This window comes from Luteolibacter ambystomatis (assembly GCF_018137965.1).
Taxonomy (GTDB): Bacteria; Verrucomicrobiota; Verrucomicrobiia; order Verrucomicrobiales; family Akkermansiaceae; genus Luteolibacter; species Luteolibacter ambystomatis.
Genome location: NZ_CP073100.1, coordinates 3008246 through 3031308 on the forward strand (window position 1 = coordinate 3008246; position 23063 = coordinate 3031308).

20 protein-coding genes are annotated in these 23063 nt (G+C 62.6%); 17 read left to right on the plus strand and 3 right to left on the minus strand.

Features of this window, described 5'->3' with window-relative positions; translation table 11 throughout:
* Window positions 1-7: 7 nt before the first annotated feature.
* Window positions 8-1345: a discoidin domain-containing protein gene (locus tag KBB96_RS11420; protein WP_211629571.1), complete on the minus strand. Its 1338-nt coding sequence runs from the start codon at window positions 1343-1345 to the stop codon at window positions 8-10.
* Window positions 1342-1875 carry a sigma-70 family RNA polymerase sigma factor gene (locus KBB96_RS11425; protein ID WP_211629572.1) on the minus strand — a complete coding sequence of 178 codons (534 nt, stop codon included), beginning with the start codon at window positions 1873-1875 and terminating at the stop codon, window positions 1342-1344. The genes KBB96_RS11420 and KBB96_RS11425 overlap by 4 nt, the downstream gene beginning before the upstream one ends.
* A gap of 140 nt (window positions 1876-2015) precedes the next feature.
* On the opposite strand from KBB96_RS11425, the gene KBB96_RS11430 reads away from it, so the two are divergent.
* The 7 genes from KBB96_RS11430 to KBB96_RS11460 all read left to right on the plus strand — a co-directional run bounded on the left by KBB96_RS11430 (window position 2016) and on the right by KBB96_RS11460 (window position 9421).
* Window positions 2016-3278: a hypothetical protein gene (locus KBB96_RS11430; protein ID WP_211629573.1), complete on the plus strand. Its 1263-nt coding sequence runs from the start codon at window positions 2016-2018 to the stop codon at window positions 3276-3278.
* A 45-nt stretch (window positions 3279-3323) separates the two neighbouring features.
* Window positions 3324-3959 (plus strand): pyridoxamine 5'-phosphate oxidase, encoded by a 636-nt coding sequence (gene pdxH, locus KBB96_RS11435; protein WP_211629574.1) that lies wholly within the window; start codon window positions 3324-3326, stop codon window positions 3957-3959.
* A gap of 125 nt (window positions 3960-4084) precedes the next feature.
* Window positions 4085-4804 carry an ABC transporter permease gene (locus KBB96_RS11440; RefSeq protein ID WP_226373526.1) on the plus strand — a complete coding sequence of 240 codons (720 nt, stop codon included), beginning with the start codon at window positions 4085-4087 and terminating at the stop codon, window positions 4802-4804.
* An 18-nt stretch (window positions 4805-4822) separates the two neighbouring features.
* Window positions 4823-6388 carry a motility-associated ABC transporter substrate-binding family protein gene (locus tag KBB96_RS11445; RefSeq protein WP_211629576.1) on the plus strand — a complete coding sequence of 522 codons (1566 nt, stop codon included), beginning with the start codon at window positions 4823-4825 and terminating at the stop codon, window positions 6386-6388.
* A 4-nt stretch (window positions 6389-6392) separates the two neighbouring features.
* Entirely contained in the window at window positions 6393-8423 is a 2031-nt protein-coding gene (locus KBB96_RS11450) for a DUF4340 domain-containing protein (protein ID WP_211629577.1), read from the plus strand.
* A 64-nt stretch (window positions 8424-8487) separates the two neighbouring features.
* Window positions 8488-8970, plus strand: coding sequence for a Crp/Fnr family transcriptional regulator (locus KBB96_RS11455; RefSeq protein ID WP_211629578.1), 483 nt, complete (start codon window positions 8488-8490; stop codon window positions 8968-8970).
* Window positions 8971-8977: 7 nt separating this feature from the next.
* Window positions 8978-9421 carry a DUF3307 domain-containing protein gene (locus KBB96_RS11460; protein WP_211629579.1) on the plus strand — a complete coding sequence of 148 codons (444 nt, stop codon included), beginning with the start codon at window positions 8978-8980 and terminating at the stop codon, window positions 9419-9421.
* Here the strand turns inward: KBB96_RS11460 and KBB96_RS11465 are convergent.
* Entirely contained in the window at window positions 9405-11534 is a 2130-nt protein-coding gene (locus tag KBB96_RS11465; RefSeq protein WP_211629580.1) for an adenylate/guanylate cyclase domain-containing protein, read from the minus strand. The genes KBB96_RS11460 and KBB96_RS11465 overlap by 17 nt on opposite strands.
* A 48-nt stretch (window positions 11535-11582) precedes the next feature.
* Between KBB96_RS11465 and KBB96_RS11470 the strand changes: the two genes are divergently transcribed.
* The 10 genes from KBB96_RS11470 to KBB96_RS11515 all read left to right on the plus strand — a co-directional run bounded on the left by KBB96_RS11470 (window position 11583) and on the right by KBB96_RS11515 (window position 23038).
* Window positions 11583-12563, plus strand: coding sequence for a hypothetical protein (locus KBB96_RS11470; RefSeq protein ID WP_211629581.1), 981 nt, complete (start codon window positions 11583-11585; stop codon window positions 12561-12563).
* Window positions 12564-12577: 14 nt separating this feature from the next.
* Window positions 12578-13405 carry a FecR family protein gene (locus tag KBB96_RS11475; RefSeq protein ID WP_211629582.1) on the plus strand — a complete coding sequence of 276 codons (828 nt, stop codon included), beginning with the start codon at window positions 12578-12580 and terminating at the stop codon, window positions 13403-13405.
* A gap of 101 nt (window positions 13406-13506) precedes the next feature.
* Window positions 13507-13785, plus strand: a complete 279-nt coding sequence (locus KBB96_RS11480; RefSeq protein ID WP_211629583.1) for a BrnT family toxin — start codon at window positions 13507-13509, stop codon at window positions 13783-13785.
* 14 nt (window positions 13786-13799) lie between these two features.
* Complete coding sequence (locus KBB96_RS11485; protein ID WP_211629584.1) at window positions 13800-14072, plus strand: CopG family antitoxin; 273 nt, start codon at window positions 13800-13802, stop codon at window positions 14070-14072.
* A 15-nt stretch (window positions 14073-14087) separates the two neighbouring features.
* A complete protein-coding gene (locus KBB96_RS11490) occupies window positions 14088-14474 on the plus strand; it encodes a VanZ family protein (RefSeq protein ID WP_211629585.1) in 387 nt (128 codons plus the stop codon).
* Window positions 14475-14551: 77 nt separating this feature from the next.
* Complete coding sequence (ligA, locus tag KBB96_RS11495) at window positions 14552-16795, plus strand: NAD-dependent DNA ligase LigA (protein WP_211629586.1); 2244 nt, start codon at window positions 14552-14554, stop codon at window positions 16793-16795.
* Between the two features lie 44 nt (window positions 16796-16839).
* Window positions 16840-17187: a hypothetical protein gene (locus KBB96_RS11500; protein WP_211629587.1), complete on the plus strand. Its 348-nt coding sequence runs from the start codon at window positions 16840-16842 to the stop codon at window positions 17185-17187.
* Entirely contained in the window at window positions 17169-18377 is a 1209-nt protein-coding gene (locus KBB96_RS11505) for a DUF3142 domain-containing protein (protein WP_211629588.1), read from the plus strand. The genes KBB96_RS11500 and KBB96_RS11505 overlap by 19 nt, the downstream gene beginning before the upstream one ends.
* The gene (locus tag KBB96_RS11510) at window positions 18374-20731 is read left to right on the plus strand and encodes a glycoside hydrolase family protein (RefSeq protein ID WP_211629589.1); all 2358 of its coding nucleotides are present in this window, start codon (window positions 18374-18376) and stop codon (window positions 20729-20731) included. The genes KBB96_RS11505 and KBB96_RS11510 overlap by 4 nt, the downstream gene beginning before the upstream one ends.
* A 33-nt stretch (window positions 20732-20764) precedes the next feature.
* Window positions 20765-23038, plus strand: a complete 2274-nt coding sequence (locus tag KBB96_RS11515; protein ID WP_211629590.1) for a hypothetical protein — start codon at window positions 20765-20767, stop codon at window positions 23036-23038.
* The last annotated feature ends 25 nt before the right edge of the window (window positions 23039-23063 follow it).

Sequence of the window (23063 nt, forward strand, 5' to 3'; positions counted from 1 at the left end):
AGCCGGGTCACGGCGCGAAGATCCGGATTTCATTGAGCCCGCCACCTTCGTTCGGATTGGACACAGGGCGGCTGGCGTTGCGCCAGTGGGACAGGCAGACGAGCTTCACATAGCGGGCCGTCACCGGCGCGAACCGGAACGACTCGAACGGGATGTCCGTACCTGGCGGCGGTAGTTCGGTGATCTGCGCCAGCTCGCCACGAGCGACTTCCCGGAATGAGACGTTGTCATCGGACACCAACAGGGAAAAGGCGCGCGTACCGCGGTCGGCGTGGTTGCGGTTGCGGGTGTTCTGGAGATCCACCCGGGCGATCGTGGCTGGCTCCAACAGGTCCACCGTGAACTCCCCGTCCACCTGGTTCGGGGCCAGCCAGAACGACCAGTCTCCCGGCACACCTGTATCATTGAGGCGGCCATCGGTCAGCTTGTCCGGCGGGAACACCTCGCCGGTACGACCCGCATAGTAATTCGGAGAAAAAACCGGCTTGCCCAGCGCCAGGTTCACGCCGTCCGCCGGCCGGGGGCGCGCGGCGGGCAGTTGCCGCGCCGGATTCGCGATGCTCACCGGCTGGTTGTCCAGCTGCGAGAGCAGGCGGGTGCCGCCACTATCCCGGAGAATCGCCATCGATTCGCCGCGTTTCAGCCTTTGGAAAGACGAAGCCGCACCGGGAATCTGGATCTCGCCATCGAATACCTCGCTGACCACCACCGCGCCGTCGTCACCCCTGCCGACCGCCACGCCGAACTCGGTCCCCAGGTCCGTGATACGCCCACCGGGGGTATCGACATAAAAGCCGCTCGTCCCCTTCGGCACCTTCACCGATGCCCTCCCGCGGGTCACCTTCATCGAATGATCCCCGGTCACCTCGAACCGGCATGGAGCCTCCAGCACCACCTTGACCCCGCTCCGGTAACTGAGCTCCGCGAAACCGCCTGCAAGATCCTGCACCCGCCCGGGGCCAAAGCCCTGCTGGAGGGCCACCGGCTCCGGCCAGCTGGCCGCAGTCATCCCGCTGAGCGTCGCCGGCGCAGGATCCGGCCTCCGACTGGAGAAAATCACCGTCCCGACCATCAATCCCACCGCTGCGGCAGCCGCAACCGGCCACCACAGCCCCCGTCGGCGTACCGGCATTGGCACGATTTCCGGGGCGAACGTCGGCACTTCGTCACGGCCATGCCTCACCAGCGAGCTGTGGATGGCGATGATCCGCCGGTAATGGCGCCGCGCCTCGGAGCTTCCCCGCAATAGCCCGGCAAGTTCCTCCGCTGCGTCCGGTGGCAGGTCCCCATCCAGCAACAAATGCGTCAGCGCCTCCAAACGGCGATCATGGAATGGAGCGCTCATGGGAGGGAATGAACCAGCTTGCGCTCCACACAGACCTCCAGCAAATGGCGGATGCGGTGCAGTTCCAGCGAGATTGCGTTCGGGGTCTGCCCTCGCGCCGCAGCAAGTCCACCCACCGAGGCTTCCGGATGGTAGCGCTCCAGAATGAGCGCCCTCTTTTCCGGTGGAAGCTGTCCCAGGCATTCCTGAAGCGCGTGATCCAACGCACCTGTCGCCTCGTCGTCATCGAATTCCTCCGCCGCGAGCTGGTCAACCAATTCGGAATCGAACACATGCCGGTCCCGTGCCACATCCCGCCGCGCCGACTTCACTTGGAAAAAGGCGATCCTGCAGGCCCATGGCATGAACGGCCTTGCCGCGTCGTACTCCTCCGCCTTTCTCCACAGGATGAGATTCGTTTCCTGCAGCACATCGTCCACCAGCCGGTCGTCCACCGGCATCAGCGACTGGATGTAACCACGAAGCGCCCCCTGATGACGTGTGATCAAGGCCACCAGATGCTCCTGTGAATTGGCGGGCGGATATTCCATCTCTCTTTCTTATTTGCCGGAAAATGCCCCGGTCTTTCGGATTTTTTCCCCCGACGACTCTCCCCCGCTCCGTAAATTCAACGTAAACCGTTCGTCATGAACTTGATCCGACTCACGGAGTGTCCGACCCTCGGAGACCCATGAAAACGACATCCATCGCTCTTTTGGCCTCGGCCGCACTCGCCGCCGGAGGTCCCGAATACCAACTCCACGAATGGGGCACCTTCACCACCGTGTCCGGTTCCGATGGCGTGCTGCTGGAAGGACTGCAACGCGAGGAGGAACAGCTTCCCGCCTTCGTTCAATCCCACTACGGCTTCGAAAACAGCTCGAATCCGAACATGAAGAACTACGAGCGCCTCGCACGGCTCCACGGCACCGCCGGATATGCGGAGCCCGGCCAAAAAGGCCTAGCGAACCGCCCGCTGGCGGGCGTGACCGTGAAAATGGAAACGCCCGTGCTCTATTTTCATTCGCCCGAGACCTTCCATGCGAAGGTCAAGGTAGGCTTCGAAGGCGGAACGATCAGCCAGTGGTACCCGGAACGCTCCGGCGGCGATACTCCTCCCGAACCCAAACCGCCCGCCGATCCCGCCAAGAATCCGACCCCGCTGAAGGCTTGGCTGCTGGATTTCAACAAGCCCTACCATGGCTCGATCGAGTGGGATGTGGACGTGCTTTCGCCCGCGGACAGTGCGAAACAACTGCTCTTCAAGCCAAGCGACTCGCTCAGTTGGGTCCGTGCCCGCGTACCGGATACGAATGTCGTGCGCACCAGCAGCGGCCAAACCGAGGGCTACCTGTTCTACCGCGGTGTCGGCCACTTCGATCCCGGCTTGAAAACGACCGTGGACAACAACGAGGTCATCCATCTGGAGAACCGCACTGGCGGCACGATCCCGTATCTGGTCGCCTTCGAGCGCATGGCGGATGGCACTCTCCGCTGGACCGAGCGCCGTGACGCCTTCACCGCCGGAGGCTCCCTCGATCTGCCGGAAAGCGCATTCAAGACGGAGCCGGAGGGATTCTGCGAGCCGATCTACCGCGCGGTACAATCCGGACTCGCCGGATGCGGCCTCACCGAGGCCGAGTCCCACGCCATGGTGCAGACATGGTGGCGGAGCTACTTCGAAATGCGTGGTCTGCGCGTGTTCTGGGTGCTGCCCCGCACCGCCACCGACCGCATCCTGCCGCTGGAGGTATCCCCCGCTCCCACCTCGCTGGTGCGGGTGCTGGTAGGCCGCTCGGAAATCTTCCGTCCGCGGCACGAGCAGGAATGGATCGCCATGAAAGGTGCCAGTTCCGAAACGGATGTGCGGTGGAACCAGATTGTCTATAGCGACCGCTTCGGCATCCCGATCCAGAAACGCGTGGAAATGCTCCAGCAACGCGCGGAGCGATAGCCTTTCGCGGCTTGCACATCGGTCCCGCCCGCCGTTGCATCGGGCATGGATTTGTCGGATTTCCGGAAGGAATACTCGGACCGCGGCCTGCATCATGATGAGCTGGCCGCGGACCCCTTCACCCAGTTCGCGCAGTGGTTCCAGCAAGCCACCGCCCTCGGCCTGCACGAGCCGAACGCGATGACCCTCGCGACGGTGGACCAGCGCGGCATGCCGGCCCAGCGGACCGTGCTATTGAAAGGTTTCGACGAACGTGGCTTCGTCTTTTTCACCAACTACCAGAGCCGGAAGGCACTGGACATCGCCGTCAATCCCCAGGCCTGCCTGCTCTTTCCCTGGGTGATCCTGGAGCGACAGGTGATCGTGCAGGGCCGGGCGATCAAGACCTCCCATGAGGAATCCCTTGCCTACTTCCACTCCCGCCCGCGGGAATCCCAGATCGGAGCCTGGGTTTCCGACCAGAGCACCGTGATTCCGGACCGGGCGTTTTTGGAGAACCGGCTGGCGGAAACCCGCGGCCGTTTCGGCGACGGCCAGATTCCGCTGCCGCCGCACTGGGGCGGCTACCGGGTGGTCCCACAGGCCATCGAATTCTGGCAGGGCGGGCCCGCGCGGCTCCATGACCGCTTCGTTTACACCCGCGAGGGCGCGGGGTGGCGGATCGAGCGGTTGTCCCCCTGATGCCGCCGAGCTTTTCCGGTTGCCAGCCGCCGCCATTTCCCTAGGAAAGGCCACCCGCCCGGAAGATCCGGGCGACCACCTGCCGTCACCCGATGCGCGCATTCCGGATTCTATTTCGAAAGGAGTTGAAAGGGTTCTTCCAGAATCCGTTCGGCTGGATCGTCATCGCCTTCGTCATCGTCATGCAGGGGATCTCCCTCTCCATGGCCATGAAGGGGCTCCGGAGCGCCAACTCGCCGAACAGCCTGATCTACGCGATGGTCCACACCCCGCTGTTCTGGTTCTATTTCCTGTTCATTTTCCCGCTGATCACCATGCGGCTTTTTTCCGATGAGGAAAAGAGCGGCACACTGGAAACACTGCTGACCGCCCCGGTCCGGACCTGGCACGTGGTGCTCTCGAAATTCGGAGCCGCGTATCTGTTCTACATCGTCCTCTGGATCCCCAGTTACTTCCAGCTCAAGCTCTTCAATTGGACCACGGGACTGCCCGATGCCTGGACCACTGGAAACATGGTGGGCACCTACGGGATCGTCCTGTTGATGGGTGCGACCTTCACCGCCGTCGGCTGCCTGGCCTCCTCGCTTACCTCCAGCCAGATCATCGCCGGGATCACCACCATCTGCGGCCTGCTCATCATCTACTTCCTCGGCTTCGTCACGGTGATCTGGGGGAGTGGTTTCCCGGGGGCGGAGTTGTTCCGCTACATTTCGATCCAGCAGCACCTCCACTATTTCGCCAGCGGTCTGCTGGACACCCGTCCGGTGGTCTTTCACCTGACACTCACCCTGTTCCTGCTGTTCATGACCTACCAGATCGTGGACTACCGCCGCTGGAAGCACTGATCCGCTCTTCTTCCCATCATGTCCGATTCCACCCAAGACCCGACACCCGCTCCCGCCAAGGCGGTCAGCCGCTGGCGTGTCGGCTCCCTGTCCGTGGTCCAGATCGCCCTGATCATCGCGCTGCTGGTCGCGGTGAACTACCTCGCGTCCCTGTATTTCCAAACCAAGGACGCGTCCCAGGTCGGCGACTTTTCTCTTTCGGAGCGGTCGTTGAAATACCTCCACAGCGACGCGGTCCGGAAGCACAAGGATCCCATCCGCCTCATCGTCGCGATGAGGGCCAGCGCGACGATGTCCGACCGGGTCCGCGCTCTCGCCGAGGACTACTCCCGCCATTCCGGTGGAAAGATCACCATCAAGCTGATCGATCCGGTCCGGAATCTCGACGAAGCCCAGAAGCTGGCCGCCACCTACGGCATGTATGACCCGGCGAACCAGCAGATCTCCCGCAAGGATCTGGTGATCATCGATGCCCGTAGCCAGGAGCAGATCGACGCCGCCACCAAGGAGAAGAAGCCGACTTCCGCCAACGTCCGGATCATCAACACCGAGACCATGCTCACCTACAAGGTGGAGGCTGGCAAACAGCGCACACTCGAAGGCTTCCAAGCCGAGGACCTCATCACCGCGGGCCTGATGGCGGCCATCGAAGGCACTCCGCGGAAGGTCTATTTCCTTGCGGACAAGAGCCGGATGGACACCGAGAGCGCCAATTCCCCCTGGCGGACGTTGGAAAAAAACCTGGCCCTCCAGAACCTCATCCTCGAACCCATCAACATCGCCGGCCTGGCCTCCATCCCTCAGGATGCCGCGGGAGTGGCGCTCGTCGCACCCAAGTATGACTTCACGCCGGAAGAGATCTTTACCTTGGAATCCTACTGGGACCGGCCGAAGTCCGCGCTGATCGTGCTGTTGAAGCCGGATGACGTGCCCGACCGCCTGCGCGCGTTTCTCCGCGCCAATGGTGTGACCCCGCGCCGCGACCGGGTCATCACCGTGCGCAATCACCAGACCCTGTCCACGGTGCATGGCAATTTCACCGAAGGCGTTTCCTTCCTGGGTGGGCTGGCGAAGCAATCGACCATCCTGGACGGCGTCAGCTCCTCCCTGGAAGTGCGTGAGAACGCCGGGGAAGACCAGTTGTCGGACCGGCAGATCCATCCGCTGGCCCTCATCCAGGCGGCTCCGGAATTCTGGGGGGAGACCAAGTTCGGACAAGGCAAGGAGACCTTCGATGCACTGGAAGACAAAGGCGCGCCGATCTTCCTCGCCGCCGGCGTGACCCGCGGCTCGGAAAGCGACGACCGCTTCGCGGACCAGAGTTCCCGCATGCTGGTCATGTCGAACACCGATTTCCTCGATCCATCCCGGTTGATGGAATCCAATGTCGACTTCCTCGCTTCCTCCGTGAACTGGCTGGTCGGCCGTGAAGAGATGGCAGGCGTGGGTCCGCGGTTGATCGGCAAATACCGGCTCCCGATGTTGGACGCCCAGGCGGCGTTCATCAACCGGATCAATCTGTTTTTCCTTCCGGCCTTCGTGCTGGTGATCGCCGGCTTCGTCTGGTCCTCGCGCCGCGCCTGATCCGATGCGTTCTCCCTTCACCACCTTCCTGCTCGCCCTTCTCGCCGTCGTCGCCTGCGGGTTGGTGGGCTGGCGCTTTTCACGGGGCAATCTCTACGTGCTGTTCGGAGCTCCGCCGACCAAGGCCGGGGAATTGCTCTATCCCGGGTTCCCCTCCTACCATTCGAACAAGGTGCGGAAGATCGCCCTGTTCACCAAGGCCGCCTCGATCTCAGACGATGGCAATGTGGCCGACACCGCTGGCAAGGGCACACGCGCGGTTTTCAACTGGGATCCCAAACAGGGATGGATGATGGAGGAGCCTTGGAAGGACCGCATGGACCCGGATGCCGCGGAAGCCCTCATCAATTTCACCCGCGGCACCCACGTGGCCGACGTGATCCCGAAGGACAAGATCGACCCCGGTACCGCGGGCTTCAAGGACGGCGTGATCGTCATCCGCATGGAGGACGAAGGAGGACAGCCGCTGTGCAAATACCTGCTCGGCCGCAAGACCGCATGGATCGGCACCGAAGAACCGGAGCAGATCCCCGGGGGTCCTCCGCAACAGCCGATCGAAGTGCCCACGGTCTTCGTCCGCACCTGGGACAAAAGCCGCAAAAACTACATCTACGCCTGCACGGGGGACATCCACGCGCTTTTCAACGATGGTTTCCGCTACCTCCGGGATCACCATCCTTTCTATTTCGCCCGCACCGCCCCGTTTGCAATCGAGCCGGCGACCTCCGGCACGACTCCTTTTTTCACTCCCGAAAACCTCCAGCACGTGCGGCTCCGCAACAGTGGCGGAGAACTCACCGTCGCCCGTGAAGGCCCGGGCCAGCCCTGGCACATCGTCAAGCCGCTCGACCTGCCCACCGATCCCAACCAGATGCTGATGCTCCTGGGCGGTCTGGCGAAACTACGGGCCGTGAAAGTGAGCGACCGGTCCTCCGTCACGCTGCCGACCAACGGCGGAACCGCAGGCACCGAGCAAATCGCGCTCCAGGCCTTCGGCTCCACGGCGGAAACCATCCTTGAGATCCTGCCACCCGCCACTCCCGGCGCCGCCACCCGTCTCGCCACCGTGAGCGATCGTCCGGGCACCGTCTTCGAACTGCCGGTGAAGGCGGAGGCGGGAGTCATCACCCTCTCCTCACTGCCGCTGACAGTGAACGCGCTCCGCGATTCCACGCTCACGAACCTGAACATTGCCGCCGTCTCCGGCATCCTCATCCAGCCGGCGGCCCGTCCGAAGATCTCCCTTTCCCTCAAACGGAAACGCTGGGTGATGGGCGAGGGGGAAAACGAACAATCCGCCAACGAACGCCGCCTCTACGATCTGCTGAAGGCCGTGACAGAGCTGAAGATCGAAGGCTTCGTCACCGATGCCGCCACCGATTTCAGCCCGTGGGGACTGGACAAGCCGCTCGTCACCATCCGCTTCCTGACGATCGACAACCAATCCCTGGAACTCGCCTTCGGCCGGGACAAAGCCAACGACTACTTCGTCACCCGCACCGGCACCAACACGGTGATGAAAATCAATGGTGACATCATCAGCAAGATCGCCACCCGCCCCTTCGAGTGGCGCAGCGCCTTGGTGTGGTCGCTCAGCAAGGCGGACCTGCTGCGGATGACCATCCAGGCAAAAGGCAAACCGCTGACAGCTCTCCTCTACAACGATAGCAAGCAGACCTTCGAAGCCATGCGCAACGGAGCGGATGCCACCTTGGACTTCGACCAACCCCGGGGCCGCAACTTCATCGACGCCCTCGTGGCGGTACAGGCGAACCGCTGGGTGTCCGAGGATGACGAAGCCGCCGCGGCCGCCCTCGCGGATCCGGCGCTGACCTTCACCATCACCAGCAACAAGATCGACGAAACCGGCGAAATCAACGGCGAAGAGGTCCGGGTGCTGAGCCTCGCACCCGCCGCCGCCGGATCGCTCAACCGTTTCTACTACGGCCGGGTTAGCACCGATCCGAATCCCTTCGTGCTGGATCAGGAAACCTACATCCGCCTGGCCGTGGAGCTCTTTGGCGACCGCCGCTGAAGACTGTTCGATTTGCCTTCCCCTCCAACAGGTGAAGCGACAACATTCATCGCATCATCCCCAAATGAGCACCGATTTTTCCCGTCCTGAACTCCCGGCACAAGGCATCGTGGCCGCGCTTGCCGATGAAGACCGTTCCCTGTTGAGCAACTACGGCGAGTTCCTGCCGGTTCAGCCCGGACAAACGATCATCTCCGAAGGCAACGCCCAGGATTCGCTCTACTTCGTGATCTCCGGCGTGCTGCACGTCCACACGGACTCCCAGACCCGCCGCACCTTGATCGCGCGTGCGGAGGCCGGTGAAACCCTCGGCGAGGTGAACGTCTTCGATCCCGGCACGGCCAGCGCCTCGGTGACCGCCCAGGATTTCACCCAGGTCTGGCGTGCGAACCGCGAGGACATCGACGCCTTCGTGACCGCCTACCCGGAAGCCGGCGCCCGCCTGCTGGCCGCACTGGTCACGCTGATGAGCCGCCGCATCCGCCGCATGAACGAGCGCCTCGCCGCCAAGGAACTGGAATCCGAGTTCCACGATTTCTGGCACTGAAGCCGCCATGTTTTCCGCTCCGATCATCGGTGCTGTCACCTCATCCGGCGGCCAGTTCGATCCGGCTCTCGGTGGTGCCGTATTGTTCGCGCTGCTGATCGGTCACGCGCTGGCGGACTATCCGCTGCAAGGTGCTTTCCTCGCGAAGGCCAAGGACCGCCACTCGGACTCCGGAGCGATGTTCGCGGAGAGCGTGCCGCCAAAGGGGCTGTGGATCCACGCGCTGACCGCCCACTCGCTGGTGCATGCGGGATCGGTATGGATCATCACCGGCTCGGTGGTGCTCGCGCTGATCGAACTGGTGCTGCACTGGATCATCGATTTCGCCAAGTGCGAGGGCTGGACCGGCTTCACCACGGATCAGATGCTGCACGTCCTCTGCAAGATCGGCTACGCCGCCGTGATCGCCACCGGCCTTGTGGCGGCGAAGGGCGTCATTTGCTGCCCATGACCACGGTGCCGTCCCACCCTGCGGGCGGCTCCACGGCGTAATCCGCCGACCACTTTGCCAGACGGCTGGCCGCGCCATCCTCGGGATCGGCGCGCTGGAGTTCGAGAAACGCTTCCGCCGCGCGTGCGAACTCTCCCTTCTGGAACAAGGCGAGTGCCACAGCGAACGCTTCGTCCAGATCCGGATCGCGGGACAAGGTGTGCAGCTCCACCGGTTCATGGCGGCCCTTCACCCGGATACTGCCCACGCAGCGGAGTTTCGCGTTGCCATCGGTGGCATCGACCACTGCTCCGGAGACCAGCAACGGCACGGCGAAATACTTGGTCATCCCTTCGATGCGCGAGGCGAGGTTCACGGCATCGCCAATCACTCCAAACTCCGTGCGCTCGCGCGACCCGATCTCCCCCGCCAGCACTTCGCCGAGATGGAGCCCGACGCCGATCTTGAACGGTTCACGCCCCTCATCCATCCACTTCCCGTTCAACTCATCGAGCGCCTCCAACATGTCGCCCGCGGCCTCGACCGCTGCTCTGGCGTTGTCCCTCTCGTCCCCTTCCTCCAAGGCCCCCCAGTGCGCCATCACCGCATCGCCGATGAACTTGTCGAGCGTGCCACCATGCTTGAACACGATGTCCACCATCCTGGACAAATACTCGTTGAGCTGGGCCACCAGTTCCGCCGGATCGCTGTCCTCGGAGCGGCTGGTGAAGCCGCGAACGTCCGAGAACAAGACCACCACCCGCCGTCTGCGGCCTGAGGCGACACCGCGATAGAGATCCGGATCACGCACCAGCGTGTCCGCCACATCGCGTGATACAAAGCGCCGGAACTCACGGTGCAGACGGCCGCGTTCAAGCCTCTCCGTCACAAGATCGTAGGACTGCGCCAGGATCCAGCCGGCGGCGAAGGTCCCCACCACCAGAACCACCATGACCAATACAAAGGCTTTCGCAGCGAGGAGATAAGAAGCCGCCAGCACCACGACCGCCAGCCCCAACGCGCCAACCGCGGAAACAATGGGGCGCTTGATCCACGCCGACCAAGCCACCGCCGCGGCCACCGCACAAAGCAGCAGCAGCAACCAGGTCCCGGTGGCGTGCTGCTTGTCCAGCGGCCGCACATACGCCCCTTCCAGCGCGCAGGTCAGGGCCTGGAGGTGGAGCTGGGGTCCGGTGATCACACCACCGATCGTGGCATGCTGGTCCTGGAACCGGGGAGCCGTCGGCCCGATCACCACGATCTTGTCCTTGAAAAAACTACCTTCACCGTAGTTCCGCTTCCAATCGTCGGGCACGAAGATCGAACGAACGCTGCGGGGGGCATAAATGCTTCTCGCGCCTTCCTTCCGGCCGAGCGCCAGCCTCATCTCCTGCCGTCCTTCCGGCACGGGTTTTCCAAGAGCCCGCAGGATTTCCCCCGCCAGGGAATAAACCCGCTCGGAGTCCTTGTGGGGACGACCGTTCATCTCGCTCAGCGTCGTGACATAGGAAACCGCGCGCACCTTGCCATCGTCATCCGGCTTGAAGTTGGCGAAACCACACCGCGTCTGATCCGGCCCCGGGCCGAATAGCTCCGGGATGGGCTCGATCAAGGTGTACAGCGTCTCACCTCCATCCTTCACCCCGGTTTCTGAGAACGCCGAAGTCAGAATCACCTTGTCCCGATGCCGCCCGATCGCTTCCGCAAGATCCAAGTCCGACTGGGGAAAAGTCTCCTCACTGAAAAACAGATCGATCACGATCAGCTTCGCTCCCGCGTCTGAAAGCTTGTCGATTGCCGCCGCCCACACCGAACGGTCCCATGGGAAGCGGGTGGTCATCATGCCAAGAATCGGATCGCCGGCGACCACCTGCGGGTCCACGTCCGTGCCGGAGAGACTGGCATCATCAATACCCAGCAGCACGATGTCCTGCCGTTCCTTCGGCCCTCCGGTCACCCGGAGAACGATGTCCCAAACCCCTCGGTCGGCACGCGCGGCAATCTCCTGCACGTGGCTGAGAACCGGGAAATCATCGGGCAGCACCATCACCAGCACCACCAGCGCGCTCCCCAGAAACGCCACCAGCGCCTTCCGGACGGAGCGTTTCCGGGTGATCGCGCGCAGGCTTGTCATGGCTACGTATTCTCCCTAATCTACACACGACTAACAGGAAAATCCCCGATGAGAACCGCCGGACTGCTATCCCTTGCACTCGTGCCTTCGCTGGCGACGGCGGACGTCCTGTCCTCCTTCGACCGCTTTCTGGGCGACTCTCGTCCGGACTACGATCCCACCCAGCTCGAAGCCCGTGAGGTCGACAGCGGCCGGGATTTCGCGCCCTTCTCGCCCGGCGATTCCGATCTCGGGGTCCAGGAAATCCTCGGCGAATACAAGGGCCTGCCTCCCGTGCGCCTGGAGCTTTCCACCGGCCTCTACTGGACGGACAATGCCCCGGCCGCCACCCGCCAGCTTGATGACGAATCCTGGTTCTGGACCGCCCGCGCCGCCGCTTCCTGGCAGCCACGCATCGGCCCCGGCTGGTTCGCCGACCTCGGGGTGGATGCCAGTCTCTTCGAGTTCGATGACGGAAATGCCAATGATTTCCAAAACTACGTGGTCTATGCCGGCGTGGTGAAGCTGCTCCCGGATCTGCAGGACCTGTTGCTCTACGGCCGCTTCGAATACCAGTTTCTCAATTTCGACAATGGCGGGGTTTTCTTCCCCGGGAATGACGACTACAGCGCCGCCCGCATCCGTGTGGGAGCGCAGAAGGTGCTCTTCAATACCCCGCACCATCATCTGGCAGCCGGTGTCAGCGCCGCCTTCGATCTGGCGGCGGATGATTCAACCCTCGAGCGCAACGAATACGCGCTGGATGTGAACTACACCTGGTTCATCCGGGACAATCTGAGCGCCACACTTTCCTACCGCGGAGCCTTCTGGGACTTTGACTCCCCCACCGGTGTCCTCCCGTTCTACACGGAGGACCGGCAGGACTTCAACCAGGTGGTCGGCCTCGAGCTGGCCTATCATCCGTGCAAGAACTCGAAGGTCTACACCTCGCTCTTCTTCAGCGACAGCAACTCCAACACTCCCTTCGGTGCGAACGATTCCCAGGCCTGGACCGCAGGGCTGGGCGTGGGTGCCGTGTTTGAATTCTAAACCCCGATCCCGCGATGAAAACGGCCTTCCTCACCACCACCGTTTCGCTGCTTGCGCTCGCCACCGGCCATGCGGATCCCCTCAAGTCCGCCAAGGTCACCGTGGCGGTCAATGAGGTGAAACTCCTCCCGGATGCCCAATCCGCCCGCCCGGCCCAGGTCGGAGACACCGTCAGCGGCTCCACCTCCGTGGAAACCGGCCGCCGCTCCCGTGCCGAGCTCACCTTCGCCGACAATACCGTCACCCGTCTCGGCCAGAATTCCGTCTTCTCTTTCCGCTCCGGCGGCCGGGACATGGAGCTGTCCCAGGGCACCATTCTCCTGCAGGTGCCGAAGACCAATGGCGGAGCCACCATCCGCACCGCCACCGTCACCGCCGCCATCACCGGCACCACGGTGATGTTCGAGTACAGCCCGAACAAGTGGATCAAGCTCGTAACCCTGGAGGGCAGGCAGAAGCTCTTCATCAAGGGCAGGAAGGACGCCATGGAGGTTCCCGCCGGGCAGATGATCATCATGCACCCCAATGGCCAGATTCTCCAGGCCCCAGTCACGGTCGATCTCGCCCGGATGGTCGGCACCTCCGCCCTGACCGGGAAAAACGGTAATTTCGGCCCCCTTTCCCCCCAGGCCGAGGGATTGATTGCGGACGCAATTGAAAAACAAAAGGAGCAGAAGCGCACCGGCGACCTGATCCCCACCTTCTCCGTCATCACCGGCCCCGGTGGCCGTGTGGGCGATCTTTCCATCCTCGGCCGCTCCGTGACCGGCTTTCATCCCGAGGTCAGCAACCCCGACGATATCGTACCCGGACCGGTCATCACGGGTCCCGGTGGTCCCTGAACCTTCCGTGCGGAAATGCCCCGGGACAGGGTGTTTCCGCTTCCCCATCGCCTGTTGATCCGCTTTCCTAACGCCCTCATCCCCATCCGACCGAGCCAAACATGGAACTGGACATCATCGACGTACATTTCGACCTCCGGGACATCAAACCCAAGGAGATCGAGGAAGCGCTCGAAGATCCTTTCTCCGTCCGCTTCATGCCGGATGTGGACCGTCCCGATGGCGAGGCCCGTTACTACGCGCTGGGACGCACCGTCTCGGACCGCTACCTGTTCCTGTGCTTCCGGACCGATGGCAAGGCCACGCGCATCATCGCCGCCCGCAACATGAGCGAGGGCGAGCAGCGCTTCTACGACCGCAAGTACAACGAACTCCGCTGACCCTTCCCCGCCTGATGAAACCTATCACCCGCTGGTCCGATATCCCGGAGTTCGCCGACGAGGAGGCCGAAGCCGTCTTCTGGCGCGAGAATGAACTCGACTCCCGCCTCATGGCCACCTCCGTGCAGGAGTCGGACACCAAGGAATCGACCACCATCACGCTGCGCTTCGACCCGCGCATGCTTTCCCGCATCAAGCGCATCGCCCGCTCCCGCTTCCTCAACTACCAGTCGATGATGAAGCAGTGGCTCGCCGAACGTCTTGAGGACGAGATGCGCAAGCAGTGATCCCCGCGTGATCTGATGCGCCTGCCCCGCCATCCGGCCTTCTGGCTGACCGCCTGGCTTGTGTGGTTCGGCACCCTGTGGTGGCTGTCCTCCGCACCACGTGAAATCCCGGGCACCCGGGACATCACCAATTTCGACAAGGCCTGTCATTTCGGCTACTTCTTCGGCGGCGCGGGACTGTTCGCCGCCTTCCTCTATCGCCTGCGCCCGGCCAAGCCGGACTGGAGCACCCTGCTCGCCCTTTGCATGGTGGCCGGCATGGTCGTCGGTCGTATGGACGAGTGGCACCAGACCCACGTCCCGAACCGCTCCGGTGACGACATCAACGACTTCCTCGCCGACATGACCGGCACCCTCTGCGGCGTGCTGGTGTTCCGGCGGATGCACCGGATGGTGGAATAAGCCTCCGGCTTCGGTCACGACGGATGCACTTCCGTATTGGTCCCTTATAGATCCTGCGCTCTAATCTCCGGAGCCGCATGGACGACCTTTTCAGCCAGAATCCGACTTCTCCGGAACCCCGCATCCGCCAGCTCCGCACCGAACTGGCCCATCACAACCGGCTTTACTACACGGATGCCGCTCCGGAGATCTCGGACGCGGACTACGACAAGCTCTACCGCGAGCTCGAGGAACTGGAGACGAAGCACCCGGAATTCGACGATCCGGATTCCCCCACCAAGCGCGTCGGCGGCGAACCCATCGAAGGCTTCCAACAGATCCGCCACCGCGTGCCAATGCTGAGCATCGATGATGTGTTCGAGCTCAAGGATGCGGAGGTTCCGGAAACCGAGCTGATCGATTTCTACAAGCGTCTTCAGAAGGGCCTCGGTCGTGAGAATGTCGAGGTCACCGTAGAGCCGAAGATCGATGGAGTGGCGGTGTCCCTGCTCTATCGCGATGGCAAGCTGGAGTATGCCGCCACCCGTGGCGATGGCACCACCGGTGATGACATCACCCACAATGTCCGCACCATCCGCAGCATTCCGCTTTCATTGCACGAGCCCTTCCCATCCATCATCGAGGTCCGTGGTGAAATCTTCATGCCCAATGAAGGCTTCGCGGCGATGAATGCGGAACGCGATGAAGCGGGTCTGCCCACCTTCGTGAACCCGCGCAACGCCACCGCAGGCACGCTGAAGCAACTCGATCCGAGGATCGCCGCGAAGCGCCCACTGCGGTTTCTCGCGCACGGCCTCGGTGCCTACGACGGTCCCGAGCTGGCCAGCGAGGACAAGTTCCACGAACTCCTCGAAGCCCTGCGCCTCCCGCGCAACAAGCCGGTACATCATGTGGAAAATCTGCATGAGCTGCTGGATGCCATCCGGCAGATTGACACGCTCCGCCATCAGCTCGACTACGGCACGGATGGCGCGGTGGTGAAAGTGCTCACCCGCTCCGAGCGCGAGAAGCTCGGCTTCACCTCTCGCGCGCCACGCTGGGCCGCCGCCTACAAGTTCCTGCCGGAGCAAAAGGAAACACGCCTCCACTCCATCACCGTCCAGGTCGGCCGCACCGGCGTGCTCACTCCCGTGGCCGAGCTCGATCCGGTCTTCGTCTCCGGCACCACCGTTTCCCGTGCGACGCTCCACAACGATGAGGAAATCCAGCGCAAGAACATCAACATCGGCGACATTGTCCTGATCGAGAAAGCGGGAGAGATCATTCCCGCAGTGGTGCGGGTGATCACCAAGCACGATCCGAACTCGAAGCCATTCTCCTTGTTCGATCACGTCGGCGGCAAGTGCCCGTCGTGCGGCGGCCCGATCACCAAGGAAGAAGGCTTCGTGGCGTGGCGCTGCCTGAACTTCGAATGCCCCGCGCAGGCGGTTTCGAAGATCAGGCAGTTCGCTTCCCGCAAGGCGCTCGATATCGAGGGCGTCGGCGAAACGGTGGCGGAAGCCTTGGTCGGAAAAGAACTCTGCCGCACCCCGCTCGATCTCTTCACGCTCACCGAGGAATCGCTGGGCAGCCTCAACCTCGGCACCGGAACCGAGCCGCGCCGCTTCGGCGAAAAAAACGCCGCCAAGGTGATCGAGGCGCTGGCAGCCGCGCGCACCAAGCCGCTCGACCGCTGGTTGTATGCGATGGGCATCCGCCAGGTCGGTGAATCCGCGGCCAAGGAACTTTCCCGCCTCTTCGCCAGCCTCACCGAACTCACCACCTCCGATCTCCTGCCTGCCATCGGCGAGCGCGGTTTGAAGGACACCTGGCTGAAAGCGAACCCGGTGAATCCGAAAAAGGAGAAGCTGGACGATGCGGAAAAGGAACGCCGCAAACAGATCGCCACCGAATACAAACCGCGTATCGCGGAACTCACCGAAAAGCTCGCGCCCTACTCGATCAGCCCGGAACTGGGTGGAGTTGCGGCTCAGAGCGTGGTCGACTACTTCGCATCCGAAGCCGGCAGGCACGTTCTCGAACGGTTGGGTGAACTCGGCATCGATCCGAAGTCGGACAACCATCTCCCGATCGCCACCGCGGCCGATCTCTCGGCCCTGCCGCTGGCGGGAAAAACCTTCGTTCTCACCGGCACCCTCAGCATCGATCGCGATGACATGAAGCGCCTGATCGAGGAAAAAGGTGGCAAGGTTTCCGGCTCGATCTCCGCCAAGACCCACTACCTCGTCGCGGGTGAAGGTGGCGGCTCAAAGCGTACCAAGGCCGAGTCGCTGGGCGTTCCCGTCATCGATGAGGAAGCCGTCCGGGTCATGATGGCCTGATCCTCACACAAAAAACGCCCGATGGCAGCGGACTGCCATCGGGCGTGATCATTGCTCTATTGCTATTACCCAAGAAAACGGACGGAGCGGCAGGAGCGACCGCTGGAACCGTGCTTTTCCACAAATTCCCGGGCCACCGTGGAAACGGCGGCGGCAACACTCGGATGGAGCGGCAAATTCATCGGGAAATCGGAAAAGACGGCAAAAGGAACGTTGTGGATATGGCACGGCAAAGTGCCGCCAGCAACCCCCCAGCTTCGGAAAATCTGCGAATCAAAGTTGAACAGATGGCGAATACCGGAATTTGCCGGAAATTATTTCGCGCGATTGGCAAAAGACGTGTTTTCCGCCACATCCCGTTCGTCGCCCCGCCGTGTCGCTCCGCTGGCTGATTTTCCTGCTGTTTCCCCTGACCGCCTGCCGGAAGGAAGCCCCGCGCCCGGCCCCAGCCATCGAAGCTTACGTGTGGCAATCGCCGTCCCGCCCCGAAGTCGCCGCCGCCATACAGCAGTCACACGGTACGGTCGCCACCCTCCACGTCCGGGCCGCGGAGATGCGTTGGACCGGCCAAGCGTTCGAAACCAACCGCGCTGTAACCAGCCGCCTGCCGAAAGCCGGCTGCGGACTGGTGCTGCGGATCGGTGCCTCCGCCTCACGGCTCGAATGGACGCCGGATCAGGTGGCTCCCGTCGCGGCGGTGGTTCGGGAGCTGGCCGCCCTCCAGCCGGGGGAAATCCAGTGCGACTACGATTGCCCGCAATCACGCCTTGATCGCTACGGCCGGCTGCTGGACGCACTGCAAAAGGAAGCGGGCGCGATTCCGCTGGTGCCCACCACACTGCCATCCTGGCTGGATGAACCCGCCTTCAAAACACTGGTGGCGAAGCGACCCGGCTATGTGCTCCAGGTTCATTCGCTGCAACTTCCAAAACAGGCCGGCCAACCGGTGGTGATCTTCGATCCCGCCACCGCCCGTTCGGCTGCAAAAAAAGCCGCGTCTCTTGGTATACCCTTCCGGATCGCCATGGCCACCTACGGTTGCGAGGTCTGGTTCGGCTCCGATGGCAAGGTGATGGAAGTGATTTCCGAAGACGCCGCCCCATTGAACAAAACACCCGCCAGCCGCGCTTTCACCCTGGCGGACCCGAACGAAAGCGCGCGGCTGATCCGTGAATGGAACACCTCGCCACCCGCCGGTCTGCAAGCCGTGATCTGGTATCGTCTGCCCGTGGAAGGTGATCGCCGCAACTGGCCATGGGTGACCTTCCAGCATGTCGTCCGAGGCGAAGCAGCGGCTCCCAACCTCGTGCTCGAAAGCACCGATCACGACGGCACACACGACCTGCACATCGTGAACCGCGGCGATTTTCCCGTTCCACTTCCCACCACCGCCATCATCACCACTCCTGTCATCTCCGCAGACGGAGCAGGAGCCTATCGCTTGGAAAAACACGATGATGGCTTGCACTACCTTCGCCGCGAAGGCATCTGGCCGTGGCTCGATCCCGGGAAAAAAATTCCCGCAGGTTGGTTGAGAACCCGCGAGCCGGTTTCACGTATTGATTGGCACTTCACTCCATGAACCTCCGTGTTCTTCCCGGGCTGCTCGCCTGGACCTTCGTCTCCCCCTTCGCGGCCGCTTGCGGGCCGTTCTTTCCGGACACCGTTCTCGACAAGCCACAAGCCGCGCTCGATGTCCCGCCGGTATCCTATCTCGCAGAGCTGCACCGGATGGCGGGCACGCAAATGCCGGAAACGGACGAGATGTCACGCTCCGGTGAAGCATCAACTGCTCTGGCGCAGATCCCCGCGGAAGTCGCGGAACTGACACGATACTGGACGGAAAAGAATGCGGACCCTGCGGACATCGAGAGACTCACCTTCCACTATCAGGATGTCAGGCGGTCAATGTTGGGTGGACTGAATTACACCGCGGCAAGGCGGTTTCCGACGCAGGCGGAATCCATGCGCTCTTTGCCGGAACGTCCTCTCAACAACGAATACCCCGGTGAAGTAGCCGACTACGTGGAAGCGGCCCGACTTTATGGGCTCGGCAAGAACGACGAGGCCCGCGCTCTCTGGAAGGCGATATTGGACCGCCCCATCAGTGAACGACGTCTGCGATGCGTATGGGCGGCGTGGATGCTCGCGCAAACCGCCCCGGATGATGACGAATGCCTGACATGGTACGAGCGGGTGGACAAGGAAGCCACCGCAGGAGGTACGGATGCCATCGGGCTGGGTCCTGCCTCCATGAGCAAACGGGCGAGGTTGTCATCCGATCCTATCGCCAAGCTTCATCTGTATTTCGAGGGATTCCGTCGGGGCGATGCCGTGGACGTATGGGAACTCAGGCGTTGCTCCCGCGAGCTCCTGCGGTCCGCATCTGCAGAAGATCTCTCCAGAGCCGCAGCCGATTCCTGGGTGCGCCAACTGGTTCACCTGGACCTGCAAGCCAACCTGGACGGCCCTCGGGACGAGCCATCTTCCAAACCGGATCCTTCCTTGATCCCGCAGGCGTGGCTGGATGCGGTCAGACAACATGCGCAAACACCTCTTCCGGATGGAGCAAGACTGGCTTGGGCGCTCTATTCTCTGGGCCGCTTCGATGAAGCCCATCAGTGGCTGGATCTCTCGGTCAAAGAGTCTCCGCTGTCCCTTTGGCTGGAAGCAAAGTTCGATCTCCGGGCCGGCAAGTTGGACAAGGCCCGGGACCATCTGGGCGCGGCCATCCGGATACTGGAGGCGCAGAAGAATTGGGACCCGGCGAATCCCCCTCAGCGGGGCTATTGGGCGGGAAACCTGCGGGAACGCTTTCAGAAAACCCAAGGCCGCCTTCTGGCGGATGCCGGTTTGGTGGCACTCGGGCGGGAAGACTACCCATCTGCTCTCCAATTTCTCAGCCAAGGCGGTTATGCCGCAGATGCCGCCTACGTCGCGGAGCATCTCCTTTCGACCTCCTCTTTATTGAAGCATGTCAAAACGGTGGCACCCCGGTTCTCGGACAAGCCTGCAGGCAAGGGGGACTATTTCGACTGCTACTTCGATAGCACCCCTCCGGAAGTCGATCCGGCCACCTGTCTGGAACCCAACCGGGTCGGCGTTTACCGGTGGCTCAAAAATCCGGACAACCGGCTCCGCTATGAACTGGCGCGTCGGCTCGCCCGCGAAGACCGGCTCAACGAAGCGGTCCCATTCATGCCACCGCAGTTGGACAAGGTCTTCCGCCACTACGCCGCATTGGATCGCGCCGCGAAATCGGGAAGGTACAAGGGCTCGGTTCTCGCTGCGATCCTGTGGAGGCAGGCGAAGATCCACCGCTGGTGGGGTGCGCAGCTTTTCTCCACCGATAGTTTCCCAGATAATGGTATCTACGAATGGGACTTCCCCTTTCCGGAGCTCCAGGACATGCGAACATTTCGCAACGGCTGGGCGATGGAGTGGTCCGGTGGCTCCCGCTATCAAGGAATCGCCCGGTTTGTGGCGGCCCGCACCGAACAGGAGAAAGCCGTCCCTCTGGTCCGGGCCGAGGAAATCCGGCGCCTCTCGATTCCGCGGCTGAAATACGACCACCGCTATCACTATCGCTCGGTGGCTGCGGATCTGGCTTGGAACGCGGCCAAATTGCTACCCAACGACGATCCGCAACTCGCCTTGCTCTACAATACAGCCGGTCGATGGGTGGAAAATTCCAATCCCGACATGGCGGACCGTTTTTACGAAACCATGCTGAAACGGTGTCCCAACACGGAGATTGCCGGGACAGCTATCACGCGTCGCTGGTTTGTCCGGGATGTGCCCCCCCTCAAGGAATTGTCCGGCCTTCCCGCGAAACTCATGCCCAAACCTTTCGAAAACGGGTGGAAACCCAGGGATCCCAATGAGAACTTGGAACCCGAGCCAACCGATGTCACCGATCCAGATGAGAACCGGTGATCTGATCCCACCTCTTGATTGGCACTTCACTCCATGAACCTCCGTGTTCTTCCCGGGCTGCTCGCCTGGACTTTCGTCTCCCCCTTCGCGGCCGCTTGCGGGCCGTTCTTTCCGGACACCGTTCTCGACAAGCCACAAGCCGCGCTCGATGTCCCGCCGGTATCCTATCTCGCAGAGCTGCACCGGATCGCCGGGACGCCGATGCCAACGGAACGCTTCGTTCTCGGCGAGACCCCTTTTCTGGCTCAGATCCCGCTGGAAGTGGCTCAGTTGCGGATGGGATGGCGGGAAGCCGGAGTGCCGGAGCAAGTCATCGAAGATCGCATCAAACGCTACACGGAGGTACGACAGGTGCTGCTGACCGGTCTGGAAACTGTGGGACGGTCAGGCTTTCCAATCGGCGCAGCGGCTGCGGGAGCCCTGCCGCTCAAACCACTGGAGCAGGATTTCCCGCGCGACGTGGCGGACTACGTGGAAGGAGCTCGCCTGCATGCCATCGGTCGTACGGAGGAGGCGCGTGCGCTGTGGAAGGGCATACTGGAACGCCCTGCGGCGGAAAAGCGCCTGCGCGGCATCTGGGCGGCGTGGATGCTGGCGAAGACCTCCGGCGATCCCGATGAATGCTTGCGCTGGTACGAGCGGGTGGACCGCGAGGAACAGGAAGGCGCGATCGATCTTCTGAACCTGGCCGCCGCCGCGAAATCCTGGCGGGCATCGGCGGTGGGAAATCCGATCGAAAGCCTGCGCCTGTTCTACGATGCCTTTCGTAGTGGCAAGGAGGGTGCCGCCCTCGATATCCGCAATATCTCCGCCGCCATTCTGGAAGAGAAGAATGACACGAGTCTCAAGGAAGCTGCGGCCGATCCGGTGCTGCGGCGACTTCTGAATCTCCATCTCCAGGCCCTGCTCGATGGTCCCGGACAAAACGACCGCATCGAGGAAGAAGCGGAACCCGGCGCGGAGCAGGCATCCCTCCTGCCTCCGAATGAATGGCTGGCCGCGCTCGCGGCGACGGCACCATTGCCTCTGGAGGATGGTTCGCGGCTGGCGTGGGCATTGTATGCCGCCGGACGCTACGATGAGGCCGCCCATTGGCTGACGATCTCAAGAAAAGACGAACCGCTCGCCCGGTGGCTTCAGGCGAAGTTCGACCTGCGCGCCGGCAATCTCGAAGCCGCCCGCCGGAATCTGGCCGCCGCGGAGCAGGTCTGGTCAATGGCAGCGGATTGGAAGCCGGGCAATCCCTATTTGGAGTCGATGTGGATGGATGCGGGTACGGAACGCCTCCAAGGCTTCCAAGGCCGTTTGCTCGCCGATGCCGGCATGGTGGCGCTCGCCTCCGCGGACGTGTCCGCCGCAACCGTGTCACTGGTGGAAGGCGGCTACGATGAAGATGCCGCTTATCTGGCGGAGCGGGTGCTTTCCACGGACGAGCTGCTGAAGCTGGTGCGTGCCAAAGCACCCGCATGGGAGCCGGCGCCGGACCGGCCACAGTCCGAGGAGGAAGACTACCGGACGGATGATTCGGATGTCGTAGATCCCGCCACCTGCCTGGAGGGTGACATGATCGGAAACTACTCCTGGCACATGACCGCGAAGAACCGGCTCCGCTATGAACTGGCACGGCGGTTGGGACGCGAAGGCCGTTTGGATGAGGCTGCGGAGTTCATGCCCCCGTCATTGAAACGGCTTTTCGACCACTATCGCTCCCTCCATGCCGCCCGAACCTCGGGACGATATTCAGGAGAAGCGTTGGCCGCGATCACCTGGCGTGAGGCACGCCTGCACCGCTCCTGGGGGGCGGAACTTTTCTCCACCGACACTTTCCCCGATGGCGGGATCCATGGCTGGAGCTTCGAAGCGGAAGATCTGTCGGCAATCCGCTCCCACCGTCATGGCTGGACCGTGGAGTGGAACGAGCAGCTTGAGATCAAGGACGCGGAGGTGGAGGCCGATCGCGCGGTGCCGCTGGTCCTGGAGAGCGAGATCGAGCGCGTGAAACGGCATCCGCTGCCGAATACCAACCGCTTTCACTACCGCTACGTCGCCGCGGATCTGGCCATGAAGGCCGCGGAATCCCTGCCGGACAATCATCCCCAGCTCGCCCCCCTCTACAACACCGCCGGCCAGTGGCTCGCCGCCCGCAATCCCCAGGCCGCCGATCCGCTCTACCAAGCGATGGTGAAGCGCTGCAAGGACACGCCGATGGGACAAGCAGCCGACAAGAAACGGTGGTTCATCGGGAATACGGAGGCGTTGCAGGATCTGCCGGGTTTGCCTGATGAACTGATGCCGAAAAAACCGTAGCCACCATGTAGCCGGGCTGGTGACA